The sequence below is a fragment of the Pseudoalteromonas sp. Of7M-16 genome (assembly GCF_022347805.1).
GTDB lineage: Bacteria > Pseudomonadota > Gammaproteobacteria > Enterobacterales > Alteromonadaceae > Pseudoalteromonas > Pseudoalteromonas luteoviolacea_F.
The window spans coordinates 74,626-92,802 of the sequence record NZ_JAKRFY010000010.1 but is presented as its reverse complement, the minus strand read 5'-3'; the positions used below and the strand labels follow the sequence as shown (position 1 = coordinate 92,802).

Below are 18,177 nucleotides of genomic sequence, written 5' to 3'. Positions count from 1 at the left end.
GTTCTCATTATTATTTAGAGCTACTTATAGGACGGGGCAGTAAAAAAAAACAGTACCCAAAAACTCAAAAAAACTAAAAAACTTTTATCCTTTTTTAAAAAGTCATTTTATTTCAAAGAGATAATCTGTAGATAATTTGCTATAGAACTGTGCTTGATGGCTGGATCTGACGCCAGCATTTTCAGTGCTAAGTCGACATCATCGGTAGGGTAGACACCCGAAACACGGATCTGACTTAGCTTTTCATGCTGATATACAAACACTCCTGGATAGTAGGACTCTAATGACTCCAGTAGCTCAGTCAGACTGATATCATTTGCAACTAATCTATTGTTTAACCATGCCAACCTGATGTCAGGGTTTGTTTGATAGGGCCCTGTTAGGTATTTATCTGCAACTTCCATAGCTTGGCCTTGTTGGCCAATTACACATCTATGTTGTGGTAAATAACAAAGTTCTACTTTGGACTCGCTCACCACGACATAGGTATCTTGCCCTTTGGTTTTCACTGAGAAGCTGGTCCCTAACGCTGTTGCGCTGGTATCTTGGGTTTCGACGACCAAGGGCCATGAAGGATTTGTTTTTGCCTCAACATGTACTTCGCCTTTGTATAATCGAATCAATCTGGTGTCAGTATTGTATTCAATATCGATTTGCGTTTCGGCATTCAATGTTAATACGCTGCCATCTTGCAGCTGTATGGTTTGCGTTTGGCCTTTTAGGGTATAGTGATCTGCTGTGACGCCACTTAGTCCCAAATGATTTAGCAAAAATCCAAACCCTGCGAACAAAGTCACACTTAGGAAGGTTTTGCCAAGACTGACTGATCTGGGTTTATCTTTGTCGAGTACATTGTTGAGCACCCGAACGTTCAGGCCAGTATCTTCCGGGGTATCAAATTCGCCCCATAGTGCTTGTAATTCCGCGTAGGCTTTTTGATTGTCAGGATGTAAGTTAAGCCACTGATGATGGGCTTGAATATCTTCGTCGGCGGGCGAATCTGAATGGAGTAAAGCACACCAGTCTGCTGCCTGCTTGAGTTTATGTTGATAGCTGGTTTGATTCGCCGACATGAGTTTCTCTAGGTATTGATTAATCCATCAGTTGACTGTGGCAATGTAGCAATGTTTGTGCGATGTATTTTTGCACCATACTTTCAGAAACATTGAGTTGCGCAGCAATCTCTTTGTATTTCATGCCGTCTAAACGTGCCATCAAAAAGGCGCGTCGAGGTTTGTCTGCCAGACCTTCTAATAATCGCGATAGCGCTTCTAATCTTTGCATGGTTTCTAATACCGTTTCACATGAAGGCACTTGCTCTTGCTGCATTTCGGTTTGCGCTTCAATATAGGCTTGCTCGATGCGCTTGCGTCTCGCCTTATCTATGATCAAGCGATTGGCGATGGTTGCTAAGTATGCTCTTGGCTCTTTGACTTCGAGCAGATCTGTGGATGAAGTCAGGGCCCTAATAAAGGTGTCCTGAGATAAATCCTGTGCATCGTGATGGCAATGTAGTTTTAGTTTGTTTTGTAAAAATCTAACTAACCAAAATTGGTTATCACGAATAAAAAGGTCCATGCCAGCGGAATTCGACACCTTTGTTCCTTACCATAGTGCATAAATAGGAATAATTATCATTAACGGTATCATTAATAAGATGGTGTCGCAAGTCTATTATTCTACGAATAAAACATTGCTCGATGCTGAATTTAGGGTTTTTTCTAGTTCATAATTATCAGAATTGTCAGTGCGAGCCGACAATATGGGACTAGCTTTTTTGGCTTTGGTACGGGGTAGGTGTTCCGCATTAAAAGCCTTATATTCTTTGGCTCCAGCAGTTTTTTAGTTGTTATTGAATATCACTAAAACCGCGTAATTTCTCGCAGCAGAGTGGGGTATGGGCAAGGAGTATGAGTAAAAGCTTGGTCGCTTTGAAACTGATGAAAAATATTGTTTTGAAAGGGTCTAACGACCGAGCAAAATGTCGAGCGGTGTTGCGTGATTTGCATCTATCCATTTGTATTTTAATGCTTAAATTTTAGTCAAATAGACAGTTGGCTAGGTGATCCACAAAATGGAAATGCGATAACGATCAGCGATATTAAATACGATATACGCAAGTCTGTTTGCTATAAGTTTTCCACACAGTGTTAAATAATATGTAAATTAGCCCGACTCAGGGTGATGATTTAGCTGAAAAATATCGAACTGAGTGCGAGGGGCTGGTACTTTGTAGCCCGACGAGGTTATCACTATCTGCGCTAATGAACCGTTGTTACCTTTTGTATTTTCTGTGTTTTTTATTTTAAGAGCTAGCTGTGTGATGGTTTTTTTGTGGTAATAAACGCCCATTATTTCTCGCGAAACTTTAATTTTCAGCATGTTATAAAAATGTTGTGCGTTAATGGCGCAAAATACACAGATTCAATTACACTAAATGAAGCGTGTTTGTTTTCTTGGCAGGTAAACGCGTACCGACTTTTTGACTTAAAGTCATTTACCACTCATTGCGCGAGAATAAAAAGGAAATTGCTTTGCATATAGATGTAGAAAGTACAGGGAAGCGATTTAAATTATCTTTTATCGTGGTTTTTATCTGTGTCCTACTGAGTATGTTGGCATCTCTTTGGGTCTGGCAACTTGCTGATAATCAAGAAAAGCACCTCATTAAATTAACCGCGATTGCCAAGAGCGAATTAATTGAGCATCAATTTATCAATTCAATGCCTGCCATCATCAGTGCGCTGGAGCGCATGCGCAATCGCTGGGTGGCGCGAGAAGGACCGCCTTTTGAAGAGTGGCGATTGGATGCTCAGGATTATGTCAATGACCATGCTGGGCTGCGTGCTGTCGAGTGGGTAAACAGCGAGTATGTTGTTAAATGGGTTGTGCCACTGCAAGGCAACGAGTCGGCAGTGGATCTCGACTTGTCATTTGAGAAAAACAGATTAAAAGCCCTAGAGCGAGCAAAAGTCTCGAAAAACTTTTCACTGTCTAAGCCGGTTCAACTTGTTCAAGGCGGTAAAGGCTTTTTAGCGTATTTTCCGATTTATATTCACGGTAGATTTGACGGGTTTATTTTGGGCGTGTTTGACATATCCCAATTGGTAGATAGCTTGCTTCCGCATGAATTTATCAATGACTACAACATAGAAGTGTTGTCAGAGGGCAGCGTGATGTTTAGTAAAGTAGAGGTGGGTATGCAGTATGACGAGTCGACTGGTTTTAGTCATTCATTTGCACTGCATGGCGTAGACTGGGAGTTATTGCTGTGGCCCAAGCAAAGTCGTATTTCCGTTGATGACTCTGACATTCACTATATTGCTCTACTTAATGGACTGTTTGTCTCTTTCCTTGCAGGTATTGCTTCTTTTTATTTAATTAAATCTCGTATGTCTGAGCGGATCATTAGTGCACAAGATGTGGAACATAAAGCAACACTCGACAATGCCATTGATGGCATCATCACTATCGATGCACATGGTGTGATAACGAGCATCAACAACTCGGCAGTGAATATATTTGGTTACGCTAAAGAGGAAAGCATTGGCAAAAATTTCAGTGTATTTATGCCAAAAGCACATAGAGGTGAATGTGATCAAAACCTGATAGATGATTTAACGTCAGGAAACAAGAAGATCATCGGCACCGGTCAACGAGTAAAGGGTCAGCGCAAAAATGGCCAAATATTCCCTTTGGATTTAGGGGTTACGGGGTTTCGGGTTGCGGGAGAGCAGTTTTATTGTGGGGTAGTGAGAGATATTTCAAAGCAAGTAGCGATGGAGCGAGAGCGTGAGCAATTGATCGAGCGCTTGACCAAGTCCAATGAAGAGTTAGACAACTTTGCCTATATTGCCTCTCATGATTTAAAAGAGCCGTTACGAGCAATACAAAATCACGCTGGATTTTTAAAAGAGGACTATGAGACTGAACTGGGCGAAGATGGTGTCTATAAATTGGACCGTTTGGTATATCTAGGCTCCAAAATGGAGCAGCTCATTTCTAATCTGATGTATTTCTCAAGATTGGGTCGTGAGGAGCAAAGCAGCAAGCAGGTCAATATGGATGAAGCGCTCAGTCATGTGCTTGAACGCCTAACAGAGTCGCTGCAAGAACATAACGTCGAAGTATTCGCAGAAGCCTTACCCAATGTGGTTGGTAACCAAACGCGATTAGAAGAGCTGTTATACAACTTAATAACGAACGGGTACAAATACAACTTATCGGAACGTAAATCTATTTATGTAAATTATGATTTAGAACGGCATGCATTTTGTGTCAAAGATAATGGCATTGGCATTGATGCGCATTTTAAAACCGAAGTTTTCAGAATATTTAAGCGCCTAAATAGTAATAAAAAGTTTGGCGAGGGTACGGGAGCTGGTTTGACCTTTGCGAAAAAAATAGTTGAACAACACAAGGGTAAAATTTGGTTTGAGTCGGAGCTTGGAAAAGGAACAAGTTTCTATTTTACATTGAAGGAAAGTGAAGTCGAAAATGAATGACAATAAATTGATTTTGATTGTAGAAGACAGCGATGACGATTATTACGCGACTAATCGGGCATTTAAAAAAGACGGTAACCTATCAAATCCAATTGTACGATGTGAAGACGGCCAAGAAGCGCTGAATTACCTCAGTCAAGAGTGGACACCGTCACATCCAAAGCCGGCTATGATACTGTTGGATCTTAACCTACCGGGATTGGATGGTCGTCTCGTGTTAAAAGAAATAAAAAGCACTCGGCGTCTTGCAAACATCCCCATTGTGGTTTTGACAACCTCAGATGATGAAAAGGACATTGAGGAGTGCTATGACCTTGGGGCCAATACATATATTCAAAAGCCCGTTAAACTAGAGTCATTATTTGATGCTGTACAAAAGCTTAAAGACTATTGGTTTCAGATTGCGATTTTACCAAAAGGAGACTAACCCCCGTAACGCTTATGGCTTTTAGACGAAATTATATTAGGTTGGTTGGGTACTCGCCCGCGCAGTAGGCGTTGCCTAGCCTAGTGTTTTGGTATGGCAAGGGCAAGTGCTTCTAGTGGACTTGTTTCGAAGAACCGCAATCAGTCACATTGAAAAAGTTGAATTTATAGGCAATGTCAATAAAGCGCTGGTAGGAAAGCGTGATGCAATGACCCCTATTTATATTTCCCAGCGGACACATTGGTTTGTTCTAACCTCGCTTCTGGCTGCTGCACTCTGTTTTTCTACATCAATTATTGTTCAATACCTTTACTACTGGCTGTTTTTCTTAGCTTTTGTATATGTGGGCTATAAGTGAGTGGATGCCTTTTAATAAAATTCGAAGATTTTTCCGCATGAAGCAAATTATATTGATGACAATGAAGTTTGTAAGTCACTATCAAAAATAAAATAAATATTTACCATCAATACTGATTGGCGAGGGAAGAGATGAAAAACAATGCAGTAAGAAGAAAAATAAAGGTGAATAACCTAATGGAAGAGGTACAGCATAACTTACGTCGAGTTCGCAAAAAGAACAAGCTGACGCAAAGTCAACTTGGTGCAAAACTTGATGTAGACCAAGCGACTATTAGTAATTTTGAGACCGGCAGAACAATTATGACAATGGCGCAGCTTTACGAAATGTATCTAATATTTGGTGATGATTTTGCCTGTCCTTATATTAGCTATACTGGCAATGGCAGTAGCCAAAATGCTGGCTAGCAATACGTTGATGCGCTGCAGCTGAGAGGCGCTTACGTCAAACCGTTAATTTTGCTTTTTTGAACAGGTATCAGTCGTTTTTGTGAGCCTGTGATGTGTTAGGTGCTTTAAAATAGTGTCTGTTATGTCAAAAACACTGTCCATATACGATCATTGTTTACGGATTGAGAGTATGCTCATCTACTTGAGGTCAATATAAATTACGGCACCTTTTCATCTGCCAATGTGTATTGAGCTGTGGTGTTGCAAACACTCTATTGTTGATAGTTTAAATGATCAGCTAGTTAGCATGACAGACAGCACAACAGCAGAGCCATGAATCAAAACAGTGCAGTGTATGAGCTATTAATTTTTGAAATCGAATGCGGCGATCGACCTCTTAAGATAGAACAATAATGAGAGGCGGTTTTAAAGGTTATCGTTGAAGAGAGATTTCAAAGTGCTTGGGCAATAGGGACGTTATTCGTCATCTTTGAACCGATGAGAGCCACCGCTATCATTTATTTCGTCACTGATACTTTTGATCTGATTTAAGAGTGCTTTTGCATCAACTTTACAATAAAACAGCCATTTGAAAAAATGCCCTGTTCTAGGCTCACCTACACCCAATTCGTAGTTACTGACCGTTTCTCTAGTTATATTGAGTTTATCGGCCATCTGCTTTTGCGTAAGTCCTGCTTTTTTTCTCATCGCTTTAAGGTCATTACCACTTATCACATCATTATTCCTTTCCAAAATTTGAAGGTATTACTTTGATAGAGTTTATGTGGGCTTAAATCTTTAGCATGCATTGTGAAAATGAGTGCTTGGAATCATCTTTATATCAATAGTTATGGTAATAAATTTACCCAAGGCGGATACTTTCATGGTGCTTTGCCTACTTTTTTCCTCTGCGATGCTCAAAGTTAATTGTGTAATAAATGGTGTAAGGTCGTCGTGCATAAACTTAGTCAAACTTTCATATTGTTGATTCTTATGGTTATAAAAAAGCGAAAAGAATAGGCCCCTGTAATGAACTCGCGAGCAATTATTTAACTATGTGAGCAAGCGTCCCGTGTGGTCGTAAAAGCAAACTAAAAGAGAGCCTGCCCATTGTAAGATAGTAAGGGCGCGAATTAGATTTTATCAGGCGTATTTTTATCTAATGCTCGCTGTATTGCGTCCAACATAGGCTGTGCCAGTCGTTCACTGAAACCTGCTTGTGTATAGCTGATCTGGCCATTTTTTTCTATGACCATGGTAAAGGGCAGGCCAGGTTTCTTAAATTTTTTGTACAGGACACCTTTTTTATCAAAAACAAACTCAACTTGCATTCCTCGCTGTTCAAATTGTCGAAGCAATTTTTTATATGTGCGCCGAGTTTGTCCTAGCTTGCCCTCTTCTTTTGTATTGACAACAATGACTCGAATACGATTGTTTGTGAGCTTACGTTGAAGCCCCTCAAGAAGCGGAAGTAGCTGCTTACAGTATACACACCATGAGGCCCAGAACGTCACAATTGTGGGTGTGGTGGTACTGCGAAATACCGGCTCACCTAGCTTATTTTGACCGATCACCTGATCGGCACCAAAATGTGTGATGTTCGCGTTTACCGAGGCAGTAAAACACAGTACAAATAATAGCATCAGGTATCTTTTCATTCAGTGGGCCCTGTTAGAGATGTGTGCGCAATAGCGCGGGTTTAAGTGCCTTTAATATTTTAAAACGCTCTTTTTTTATCATGATAACAGTGATTTGGCAATTGTCCCTAATTTAGGTTGCTTCATGGTGGGCGTATGAGGGAAGGCTATCTGTTCTTTGGTTTAATATGTGATTCTTGGGTGAAGTAGCTTGTTCGTTTGAGCAGTTACGGTGAAGAAATACACTGGTATAAATAAGCTTGTTGATACCCCAAGACGTGGCGCCAATTTAATTGTGCGCCTTACACGGTGCATCCGATATTGCTGTACTAAAGAGTGATAGACCAGCAGCTAAACAGGATTATCGCAACCATACTCAGTAACACATTTCCGTGTTTTTGGCGTATTAAATTGGGTTGGTCGGCTGTGCTATTCGGCTTAGCAAACAAATAATTACAGATAAATGCGAAAAGAACTGCAAGTGCAATTTGCAACCAGCCAAAAGACAGCGCATAACCAGATATCAGCACGCTTGCCAGCATACCTATTGCCGCAAAGTATTTTGCTTTCTTAGGCACTACTTTGTGCCTTTGCCAATTGCTTAGTGTCACACCAAATTGGGGATGTGTGAGCAACCAATGTTCGAGGCGTTTAGACGACTTGGAGAAGCACCACAGTGCCATAATTAAAAATACCGTAGTTGGCATGATTGGCAATAAAGCGCCAATCACAGCCAATCCAAGCGATACAATACCACCGGCAAAATAGCCATACTTCAACATATTACGTTGTACGTTAAGCGACATGGGTACTTGGTGAATGAGTATAGCTGAGCTCTACCAGCTCATTAGCAAATTTAAATGCAGCTTGTGCACCAGTTAACATGGCCTGTTCTTGGTCCTCACTGAGCTCTACCTTTTCAATGCTTTGCATGAACTCTCTCCAATGAGCGCCCCTGCCGACCTCTGAACCCGCTAGAAAGCGTGCACCATATTTCTCACTTAGCCCTAGCTTTTCAGCCTCTTTGGCCAAAATGGCCGCGCCAAGCTTTGAGCCTTCAATGACATATAACCAGCCTAAACTTTCAAAATGAGAGGTGTTAAGCTCGCTCAGTGTAGGCATAGTAGCTGGCTGTGGCATGTTTAAATCTTGAAAATCTGCAAGCAGTTGAGCACTGCGATCTCTAGCTTGCAGATCTGGGATAATGGTTGCTAATTGAGCATCTTGATACAGTGCTGCAACGTGCTTCATTAAATAGTATTGGTAGCGCAAAAAATGACCATAATTGGCTTTGTTTTCAAACGGTGACTGCGCCATGATCTTTTTGTCGAGTTGGTCATGAACACTGGATGTTGATGTTCTAAGTTTACTCATTCTAGGGTAGTTAGATGATTTTAAGCTGCTCATATTTTTCTAATTTAATTGGTCATATAAATAAGAACGTATGAGCGATAAAAACCCTTACCATATACTTTGTGTTTATTTTTAACTTTTTGTTATTTAAATAATTTTGTTGGCTTGTGAACTGCATAAGTTGGTTCAGTGAATTGCTCTGGCCAAGGTAACCCTGGGGTGCTACACGCGATTATTAGCTCACTATTAACCAATGGGTGTGCTCGCTTTTTAAACACATATCAAACCAATAGCAATACTTTACGATCAATCATCCGCCAAAACCTAGCCATTTCAAATGAAAGTCTCTATATCTCAATTGGGAACATTATTGTAAATAACATGTAAAGGAAAGCGCGATGAAAAAGCGATATTTAAGTGCCCTCACAGTGTGTTTGGGACTAGCTGCCAGTCATGCTGATGCGGCAAGTTGTGCAGATACCAATGTCTATCCGAATTGGCCACAGTCTGATTGGCAGGGTCAGCCGAGCCATGCAAATACTGGCGACAAACTTGTCCATAACAATATATTGTATCAAGCCAAATGGTGGACCAGTGCGGAGCCTGGAACCAGTTCGGCATGGCGGTATTTAGGCCGTTGTGATGATGCAACACAGATCACGCCGGTTGAAAAATACGGTCGTTTAAAGGTGTGTGGTACGGGACTGTGCAGCGAATCAAACCAGCGTGTGCAGCTTCGTGGCATGAGCAGTCACGGTCTGCAGTGGCATGGGTTAGGTAAATGTTTAACTGAAAAAAGTTTGGATGTATTAGCGTTTGACTGGCAAGCTGATATTTTGCGTTTGAGCTTGTATGTACAAGAAGGCGGATATGAAACAGATCCGGTTGGCTTTACTAACCAAATGCACCAACTCATTGAAATGGCGAGCCAGCGTGGGCTATATGTGTTGGTTGACTGGCACCAGCTTGATCCGGGCGACCCAAACTACAATGTTGAAGGGGCTAAAAAGTTTTTCACTGATATTGTGACCAAGCATAAACACCGCAATAACCTGATCTATGATATTGCCAACGAACCAAATGGCGTTCCTTGGTCAGCGGTACGCCACTATGCTGAGCAGGTTATTCCTGTGATCCGTGCGATTCAACCTAATGCTCTTATTATGGTCGGAACTCACGGGTGGTCTACGTTTGGTGCATCAATGGCGGATGGCGATTTACAAGATGTGATCAACGACCCAGTGCCATTCGACAATATTATGTACACCTTCCATTTTTATGCTGCTGCACACACCGAATATCATCGCAATATGCTGGATAGAGCCTCAGATATTTTTCCTGTGTTTGTCAGCGAGTTTGGCACTCAGCACTACACAGGTGGCGGTGCAAATGACTTCATCAGCTCGCAAAAATACATAGACCTGATGGCACGAAAAAAAATCAGTTGGACCAACTGGAATTATTCAGACGATCCGCTGAGTGGGGCTGCTTGGCAAGTGGGCAGCTGTGCGGCGCAAGACTTTTCAGACGCTCAATTGAAAGAAGCGGGTGCTTGGATAAAGGCGAAAATACAAGAGGGACGTTAGTTGTCAGCGCGTTGCTAATCAAACAGTAAAAAAGAGAGTAATAGCTCTCTTTTTTATTTAATTTTTTGGAATAATCACAGAGCGGTTTAAATGTCGCTAGTTTATTCATAGTACTGACTTATTTGGCTTTTTACCTTTACTGGGGGAATTTAGGTATGCATGGTTAATTTTAATATTTTCAAAAAGATGGGGTTTTTGAATAAATAATTTGCAACAAAGTGAGCTGTACTATAGTTTACTTCGTAAAAAAAATGTTTAAGAAAAAATAGTGGTGAAGTGATGTTACAAGCAATTGCTCGATTTGTATCTAGCCATATGACAACAGTTGTATTACTTCCATGTTTACTCTTAGGCGCAGTGATTTTTTATGATGTATCAATGTCAGCGAAACGGATGAACGACGCGTATGATGCAGAGTACAATGCGTTTTTGAGTCATATGGTGTTGAGTGTGATCCATGAAACACAAAAAGAACGAGGGGCCTCTGCAGGGTTTATTGGTTCCAAAGGCACAAAGTTTAAGGACAAGTTACGTCAGCAACGCAGTCAAACAGACAAACAGATTGCCAAGTTAGCGGAAGAAAAACAACACTGGCAATTGATGCCTGAAATGGCTAAAGAGTTGGCTGAATTTGAAAGTAAGTTCCGCCAGTTATCTCAGATCCGTAGTCGTGTAGACACCTTATCCATCCCGCTTTCAGAAGCGCTGAAATATTACACGGATATCAACCTCAAAGCGCTGCATATGGTGATCACAGCCTCGCGATTGAGCAATGACCACACCATCGCCACCGAGCTGATTGCGATTTATAATTTCTCAAGTGCCAAAGAATCGGCTGGTATTGAACGCGCGGTGCTGTCAAATGTGCTGAGTCGCGATAGCTTTACACCAGCGTTAAAAACCAAACATGTGGCCTTGATGACCAAGCAAGATGTGTATTTAGAAGAAGCGCTTGAAGCGTCGCCTCCAATCATGAAAAGAATTTTTCAGCAAGCACTGAGTGACAATGCCTTTCAAGCAGTTGCACGCTATCGCAGTGCGGTTGAAAACAAAAATGCCAATTTTGGCTTAGATGCAGAGGCGTGGTTTAAAGCCGCGACTGAGCGGATCAATGTGTTAAAAGAGTCCGAAGAAGAGGCGCTTACATTGGTTGACAAGACCGCGATAAAGATCCAACAACACGCTGTTTTGGTGTTGGTGATTGAGTTGATTATTTTAGTGGTTGGATTGGTGATCACCGCGTCACTGTTCTTTGCCATTCGTTTGCGTCGCCGACAGTCAGCAAAAATCGCTGAGGGTATCGATATTGCAATGTTACATAAAAACTTAGGTCATGAAATTGGTGTAATTTCAAAAGATGACCTAGGTAAATCGGCAAACAACATCAATAAACTCACGCGACAATTTGAAGACGATTTAGTCGAGTTTGCTAAAGTGTCTTCTAACATCGCTAATGCCTCGCAAGAAACGGCGGCGGCGATCCAGCAAAGCCAAGAGAATTTAATTAGTCAGCAGTCGGGTATCCAAACCATTGCCTCTGCCTCAGAGCAAATGAGCGCCAATATTCAAGTCATTGCAAACTCCATGAATGAAAACGCTGTAGCGGCTAAAACGGTGACGCAAGAATCTCTCCAAGGACAGCAAGTTGTGGCGGATGCGGTGCAGGTGATACAGCAGGCATCCGACGATATGGCACGGTCTGCCAAAACGGTTGATGCACTGAATGAGCGTGTTGGTAGTATCTCATCTATGGTCGAAATGATAAAAAGCATTGCTGAGCAAACTAACTTGCTGGCGCTAAATGCTGCAATTGAGGCCGCCCGAGCCGGGGAGCAAGGTCGTGGGTTTGCTGTGGTCGCCGATGAAGTCCGCAGCTTGGCGAGCCGTACGCAAAAATCAACAGAAGAGATATCAGCCTTGGTGACTGAGTTGCAATCCAGCTCTTCAGAGGCCTCTAATGTGATCACGAAAGGCAAAGAAAATGCCTTAGAAGCGGCAGAGCGGGCAGAAGAAATCAAACGCGCACTCGAGCAAATTGTAGAGCAAGCGCAGCAGGTTGAGCTGGTGACCGAGTCGGTGTCGAGTAATACGCAGCAGCAAAGTAATGCGATTGATGAAGTGAGTAAAAACATCAATGGTATTTTCCAAAAAGCAACGGAAAATGTCAGCGGCGCAGAGCAAATCAATGTTGCTGCTATTGATATTGCTGAGGCTGCTAAAGTGATGGATAAGCTGATCGCTGAATATACGGTAAGCCAATCAGTACGATAATGAAGTCGGTGGGTATATCGAAGTGGTTATACCCGCCGGTTGCATATCTAATTGATCCCAGACGATTGTGCGGTCGTATCATGCTGTAAAACAGCGAATATGAACACTTATGCAGCATGCACTTAACCCTAGAAAGCTACTAAATAGCAAGTGGACATCGGTCAGTCCTACTCACAAAGAGAAGCATTTTATTGTCACGTCGGTCGAATTTGACGAGCAGGGATGTGTGATTGAATGTCTCATTGAAGCGCTGATGACCCGGCGTGAAGTTGCCATCAACTGGCGCGAGTTAAAAGATCCTAAAATGTGGAAAATAGGATGGCAATAATCTTAAACCACTATTGATTGCCATTTAGTTGATGCTGTTTCCGATAAGCGCTAGGGGTCAGCGAAGTGTGTTTTTTAAAGGCGGTATAGAATGCCGACTTGGAATTAAAACCAACTTGCATGGCAATCGTGAGGATAGAGTCTTGCTCCTGAGCCAAAAGCTGTTTCGCAGCGTCGACACGATGTTGATTGACGAAGTCGAAGAAACGCATTCCGAGTGTCTCATTGAGTGTTTGCGAAATGTAGTGACTGGGTGTATGAATGTGCTTGGCAAGTTTAGGTAAGGATAAACTTGCGTCTAGGTAGTGCTTATCCGTCACCATGGCGTGTTCCAATTTGATGGCTATTTGAGAAGCGCGCTGATGGTCCAGTGCGCTGCGTTGGTACTTCACTTGTTCTGCGGAAATTGGATCTGGCAGTAATTCATGGCTATCTGCTATTTCATAACATTCAGTGAACCCTGGTTTTTGTCTTAAGCCCCACAAAGCGAGACTGTATACAAGGAGCAGGAGCATCATTTCATAAAGGTGTTGATCAAATTGAATTGGGCTAAAAAGGTTGTCTAAAAACAAATCCAGAGCAATAAATAACCATACCCCACCAACCGAGAGTAAAAGCCAGACTAACCAACGTAGCTCTTTTTGTTCTGTCGACGCAAAAACATCTTTCAGTTGATTGTGATAGTGATGCAGCCTGTTGATGAGTTTGTAAAAGTACCAGGCAGATTGCACTATCCAGCCCAATACACAGACAAAAGTCACAATTAATAAACCGTAAATAACGTTGCGAAGCAATGTTGGGGCTTGCTCTACGAGCGTCAGATCATCATTTACTAAAATGGCGTAGCGATATTGCTCTGGTAATATCAGCGCTACCAGTGCTACCAGACAGCCAAATCCGCTTGGCGCAAAATGCTTTATATCGCTTTTTTGAAATGACCAAGGTGTTTGGCAGGTTAGCCCTTTGCTGTATAGCCATAAACAGGGGGCAACAAGTAGTAACGCGGGTAGACAGAAGATTAAGTGCAATACTTGAAAGCTAACAGGCAATAATGTTTTGCTAATGGGCAATGCGCTAATGAAGCCGATAGCAAGTAAACACCCAGCTAAAGGCCTGTAAACTTGCCAGTTCCGAGCACGCAATAAAAGCTGGTGAGCGCTGATTATGATCACGCTAAGGGTTGCAATTTGGAGTGCAAATAGGCTTGGTGGCTCGGTCATCATATGCGTTGCAAAGCTCTTTTTAGAACGGTCTCTAAAATTAAAGTTAGTAGTTAAAACAACATATTAAAATTAATTGTTAGGTTGAAATAACCCCATAAAAGTTCTCGCCAATCAGCGCGGACGACACTTTTTTAGTCATCTTACATAATCAACTCACACATCACCAATCAAATAAGTGAGCAAGTAATGACGCAAAAAAATCGACAAATACCATTCAACTGGCCAGTTGTCAGTGGTCTACTTCTGATCACTGCTATCCCAGGCATACCAGCCATCATTATTGTGGCCCTTGTATTGTTGGGAGCGGGAACTGTGGCAGGGATATCAAATATCATTAACCCTCAATACTTTTCGACACCTGCTGCGATTTTAACACACGGTTTTTCCGGAGCAGTGTTCTTTTTAACCATGCCTTGGCAGTTTTCACCACGCATTCGTTTGCACTATCCAAAATGGCACAAATTCGCTGGGCGCATCGCTGCTGTATCGGGATGTGTTATGGCACTCTCTGGTATTTGGATGCATTTAGTATTGACTCCCGATGAGTTGGGCGCGCGATTTATTGCTTTGGTTACCATGAGTGTGGCAATTGTTGGGGCGTTTGGTATCGCCATTTGGTACGTATTACAAGGGCAAATAATAGCGCACAAAAAATGGATGATGCGTGCTATCGCTATTTGTTTAGCAGCTATCACACCGTTATTTCTCGGTGCGATTTTACAATTGCTCTTGGGTAGTTGGCAGGAAACCTTTAAAGGGGTTTTTGGATTTTACCACGACTATGACCGGCTAATCGCAATGACGATAAACTTGTTACTAGTTGAGTGGTTGGATAAGAGGCAGGCAAAGGCAATAGACAAAAATAAAGATGATATGGTAAGTGCATCTGCTGGTTAGGTATGACAGTGAGTGGGCGTTTAGCAAAGTATGATTATCAATAATTTTTTGAAACTAATTTATTATTAATAGCTATTATCAAGATAAACCTGTGGTATTAAAGTAGCAGCTTCATTCTCAGCCAATGTGCATAGGAAAGAATATGAGCAAAACGATTTTGATCACTGGTTCAACTGATGGAATTGGGTTGGCGACCGCCTGTTCGTTACTGGAGCAAGGGCATCACGTGCTGTTACACGGGCGTAACGCACAAAAGCTAAGTAAAGTATGTCGCAGCTTGGTTGCGCGTTTTGGTAAAGATAAAGTTGGGCAATACTGTGCCGACCTATCTGTGATGACTCAGGTGAGCGCGCTGGCACAAGCCGTGGCTGAGGAATGTCCTCAGCTAGATGTATTGATCAATAATGCCGGGGTGTTTCATGTCGACGACACAGTGACGAGTGAAGGGTTTGACATGCGATTTATGGTCAACACCATTGCACCTTATATCTTAATGCAAGGGTTGCGTAGTACGCTGGGTGCATGTGGGCGGGTTATTAACTTGTCATCGGCCGCCCAATCGCCATTTGAGGCCCAAGAGTTGCTCACGCCTAGTCATTTAACTGCTGGCGCCGTTTATGCGAAAAGCAAACTGGCATTGACCATGTGGTCAATGCAGATTGGCGCTCAGTGGAAAGAACCTGGGCCAAGCGTTATCGCAGTTAATCCCAAGTCATTTCTAGGTAGTAAAATGGTGCAAGAGGCGTATGGAATGCAGGGTAGTAGCGTGCAACTTGGTGCTGATATTTTGCTTGAGGCCGCATTATCTGAACGTTTTGCTCAAGCTTCTGGATGCTACTTTGACAATGATGTTGGCCAGTTTCGCGATCCACATGTCAGCGCGTCGACGCCGGGTTTGATGGCCCAATTGATGGAGGTTTTGATACAGCTGGAAGCACAGCTTCAAAGTTCCTAATCCCAATAGGGGACATCGCCGATATAGGCTTTTAGATAGTCGATAAACACTCGTACTTTGGGGGCCAGTAACCGGGAACTCGGGTAGACGGCCCACAGTGCGGTATCATTGATAAGTGGCTGGTCTTTGAGTACTTGAACCAGTTTTCCCTCTTGTAGTGCTTGATAAGCACACCACATTGAACACAAAGTGATCCCCATGCCACGCATACATGCGTCTCGAATAGCTTCGCCATTATCAATCTGTAGTTTGCTCGCAGGTTTAAATTTTATATTCCCTTGTTTGTTGGCAAATACCCAGTGCTCTATCCCGGTGAGGTTGATGATAGGGTGAGCTTTTAACTCTTCAATTGTCGCAGGGATACCGTGTTGCTCAATGTAATCAGGAGAGGCGCACAAAATACGTGTATCACTGGCCAATTTACGCGCGACCAAGGTGGAGTCGCTTAACGCAGCATTGCGAACTGCCACATCAAATCCGCCTTCGACCATATCAACTATGCTGTCGCTAAGGCGTAAATCAATATGAAGCTCTGGGTAGAGCTGGGTGAATTCAACAAGTGCGGGTACGATATGCATTCTGCCAAATGAAGCGGGGGCCGTGACGCGCAGTGTACCCTGAGGGGTATGGCTGCCTGCACCAATAGCTGCTCTGGCACTTTCTACGCTATCAAGTACTGACTCTGCATGAGGTAAAAAGGCAAACCCTTCTTCAGTTAATGACACTTTACGCGTGGTACGGTAGAGCAGTTGTGTCCCCAGTGTTTCTTCAAGTTTATTGATATGGGCACTGGCAACCGCCGCTGAAAGTCCCAACTCTTTGCCTGCAAGGCTTATATTGTGTGTCGCTGCGATGCGCGTGAACAACTTTAAGTGAGCAATATTCATTATCAACCAAATCTTAAAACTGATTGTATTAGTAGTTGTATTATCAAAATTATAGTTAAAAAATATACTAGATGCATTCAATGAACGAGGGTTTAGTTATGAAAGCGATGGTGATTAATGCATTTGGTGGTACTGAGGTTTTTACACAAGCAGAGGCAGCACGGCCTAAGGTCAGTGCTGGGCATGTGCGTATTAAAGTGATGGCGAGCAGTGTTAATACGGTTGACACCATGATCCGAGAAATGGGTCCAGCATTGCCACTGTCTCCGGCGCTACCAGCCATTTTGGGGATGGATTTTGCTGGCATCGTGGATGAAGTTGGCGAGGATGTAGAGGGCTTTAAAGTGGGCGATGAGGTGTATGGTTGTGCTGGTGGTCTGGCCGATTTACCCGGCGCACTAGCCGAGTATATGGTCGCTGATGCAAACCTCATCGCACATAAGCCAAAGTCCCTCAGCATGCGGCAGGCTGCTGCACTGCCATTGGTTGGGATCACCGCGTATGAAGGTTTGATGCGCGCTGGCGTTGGTCAAAATCAACAAGTATTGGTGCATGGTGGGGCAGGAGGGGTTGGTCACATTGCGATACAGTTGGCCACGCATTTTGGTGCTGAAGTTTATGCAACAGGTTCAAAACCAGCACAATTGAGTTTGATAGAACAGCTTGGTGCAACGCCAATTAATTATCAGACTGAATCGGTTACCGACTATGTAGCGACGCATACGCAAGGGGCTGGATTCGATCTTGTCTACGACTCCGTGGGAGGCGCGAATTTATTAAACTCTTTTGAAGCGGCGGCGCTAAATGGCCAGATAGCAACTACTGTGTCACTGGCAGAAATTGATTTGTCAGTCGCCCATTTTAAAGGCTTGTCACTGCACGTCGTATTTATGCTGATCCCCATGCTACATAACGTGCAACGCAGCGATCATGGTCGTATTTTGGCAAGTATGGCCAAAATCGTGGATAGCGGGAAACTACAGCCTGTATTGGATAACACGGACTTTAGTTTCGATGAAATCGGCGATGCACACGCGCGCTTAAGCAGTGGGCAGGCAATGGGGAAAGTGGTGGTCAGCAATCGTTGGTAAGTAAAAATGTCTCCGCCATTGCATCAACTAAAATAGGTGCAGTTTTAACAATGTACCGCTATGATAAATTTATGTGTCTAAGCGTATGAGTTGTCGGTGTCTTTTTATCTTCTTTCGTTACTGCTGATGTTTGCACTGTTCGGCGTTGCATCAACGTATTTACTGCGTTTTATGTACTGCTATTGGATTAAAAAACGCCTAGTTTTGTCTTATTTAGGGCGGGCGGGGTTATGTGTCGCATTGGTGATACCACTGGTGATACTGAATTACA

General features: G+C 42.9%; 17 protein-coding genes. 9 read left to right on the top strand and 8 right to left on the bottom strand.

Annotated features, from left to right (window positions below):
- Positions 1-107: 107 nt before the first annotated feature.
- Together MHN81_RS12460 and MHN81_RS12455 are read right to left on the bottom strand one after the other, a co-directional pair.
- Complete coding sequence (locus tag MHN81_RS12460; protein WP_023398992.1) at positions 108-1,073, bottom strand: FecR domain-containing protein; 966 nt, start codon at positions 1,071-1,073, stop codon at positions 108-110.
- A gap of 19 nt (positions 1,074-1,092) precedes the next feature.
- Positions 1,093-1,596, bottom strand: a complete 504-nt coding sequence (locus MHN81_RS12455) for a sigma-70 family RNA polymerase sigma factor (RefSeq protein ID WP_239425842.1) — start codon at positions 1,594-1,596, stop codon at positions 1,093-1,095.
- Positions 1,597-2,534: 938 nt separating this feature from the next.
- Here MHN81_RS12455 and MHN81_RS12450 point away from each other — a divergent pair.
- From MHN81_RS12450 to MHN81_RS12440, 3 genes are all read left to right on the top strand, one after another.
- Complete coding sequence (locus tag MHN81_RS12450; protein ID WP_239425841.1) at positions 2,535-4,505, top strand: PAS domain S-box protein; 1,971 nt, start codon at positions 2,535-2,537, stop codon at positions 4,503-4,505.
- Positions 4,498-4,932, top strand: a complete 435-nt coding sequence (locus tag MHN81_RS12445; RefSeq protein ID WP_239425840.1) for a response regulator — start codon at positions 4,498-4,500, stop codon at positions 4,930-4,932. Before MHN81_RS12450 ends, MHN81_RS12445 begins: the two co-directional genes overlap by 8 nt.
- Positions 4,933-5,421: 489 nt before the next feature.
- Entirely contained in the window at positions 5,422-5,697 is a 276-nt protein-coding gene (locus MHN81_RS12440) for a helix-turn-helix transcriptional regulator (protein ID WP_023398996.1), read from the top strand.
- A 459-nt stretch (positions 5,698-6,156) separates the two neighbouring features.
- On the opposite strand, the gene MHN81_RS12435 is transcribed toward MHN81_RS12440, so the two are convergent.
- The 4 genes from MHN81_RS12435 to MHN81_RS12420 all read right to left on the bottom strand — a co-directional run bounded on the left by MHN81_RS12435 (position 6,157) and on the right by MHN81_RS12420 (position 8,723).
- A complete protein-coding gene (locus MHN81_RS12435; protein ID WP_239425839.1) occupies positions 6,157-6,414 on the bottom strand; it encodes a helix-turn-helix transcriptional regulator in 258 nt (85 codons plus the stop codon).
- 398 nt (positions 6,415-6,812) lie between these two features.
- Complete coding sequence (locus MHN81_RS12430; RefSeq protein ID WP_239425838.1) at positions 6,813-7,337, bottom strand: TlpA disulfide reductase family protein; 525 nt, start codon at positions 7,335-7,337, stop codon at positions 6,813-6,815.
- A gap of 308 nt (positions 7,338-7,645) precedes the next feature.
- Positions 7,646-8,122 (bottom strand): YbaN family protein, encoded by a 477-nt coding sequence (locus tag MHN81_RS12425; RefSeq protein ID WP_023398999.1) that lies wholly within the window; start codon positions 8,120-8,122, stop codon positions 7,646-7,648.
- On the bottom strand, positions 8,112-8,723 hold the full coding sequence (locus tag MHN81_RS12420; protein ID WP_023399000.1) for a biliverdin-producing heme oxygenase: 612 nt from the start codon (positions 8,721-8,723) through the stop codon (positions 8,112-8,114). The genes MHN81_RS12425 and MHN81_RS12420 overlap by 11 nt, the downstream gene beginning before the upstream one ends.
- Positions 8,724-9,067: 344 nt before the next feature.
- Between MHN81_RS12420 and MHN81_RS12415 the strand changes: the two genes are divergently transcribed.
- The 3 genes from MHN81_RS12415 (at position 9,068) to MHN81_RS12405 (ending at position 12,854) form a co-directional block, all read left to right on the top strand.
- Positions 9,068-10,255: a cellulase family glycosylhydrolase gene (locus tag MHN81_RS12415; protein ID WP_023399001.1), complete on the top strand. Its 1,188-nt coding sequence runs from the start codon at positions 9,068-9,070 to the stop codon at positions 10,253-10,255.
- Positions 10,256-10,534: 279 nt separating this feature from the next.
- Positions 10,535-12,526: a methyl-accepting chemotaxis protein gene (locus MHN81_RS12410; RefSeq protein ID WP_239425837.1), complete on the top strand. Its 1,992-nt coding sequence runs from the start codon at positions 10,535-10,537 to the stop codon at positions 12,524-12,526.
- A 109-nt stretch (positions 12,527-12,635) separates the two neighbouring features.
- A complete protein-coding gene (locus MHN81_RS12405) occupies positions 12,636-12,854 on the top strand; it encodes a TIGR02450 family Trp-rich protein (RefSeq protein ID WP_023399003.1) in 219 nt (72 codons plus the stop codon).
- 10 nt (positions 12,855-12,864) lie between these two features.
- Here MHN81_RS12405 and MHN81_RS12400 read toward each other — a convergent pair whose 3' ends face one another.
- Complete coding sequence (locus tag MHN81_RS12400; protein WP_239425836.1) at positions 12,865-14,076, bottom strand: AraC family transcriptional regulator; 1,212 nt, start codon at positions 14,074-14,076, stop codon at positions 12,865-12,867.
- 186 nt (positions 14,077-14,262) lie between these two features.
- Between MHN81_RS12400 and MHN81_RS12395 the strand changes: the two genes are divergently transcribed.
- Together MHN81_RS12395 and MHN81_RS12390 are read left to right on the top strand one after the other, a co-directional pair.
- Entirely contained in the window at positions 14,263-14,973 is a 711-nt protein-coding gene (locus MHN81_RS12395; RefSeq protein ID WP_239425835.1) for a DUF2306 domain-containing protein, read from the top strand.
- Between the two features lie 142 nt (positions 14,974-15,115).
- Entirely contained in the window at positions 15,116-15,928 is an 813-nt protein-coding gene (locus MHN81_RS12390) for an SDR family NAD(P)-dependent oxidoreductase (protein WP_239425834.1), read from the top strand.
- Here MHN81_RS12390 and MHN81_RS12385 read toward each other — a convergent pair.
- Positions 15,925-16,815 (bottom strand): LysR family transcriptional regulator, encoded by an 891-nt coding sequence (locus tag MHN81_RS12385; RefSeq protein ID WP_023399007.1) that lies wholly within the window; start codon positions 16,813-16,815, stop codon positions 15,925-15,927. The genes MHN81_RS12390 and MHN81_RS12385 overlap by 4 nt on opposite strands.
- A 98-nt stretch (positions 16,816-16,913) precedes the next feature.
- On the opposite strand from MHN81_RS12385, the gene MHN81_RS12380 reads away from it, so the two are divergent.
- Positions 16,914-17,906: a zinc-dependent alcohol dehydrogenase family protein gene (locus tag MHN81_RS12380; RefSeq protein WP_023399008.1), complete on the top strand. Its 993-nt coding sequence runs from the start codon at positions 16,914-16,916 to the stop codon at positions 17,904-17,906.
- The last annotated feature ends 271 nt before the right edge of the window (positions 17,907-18,177 follow it).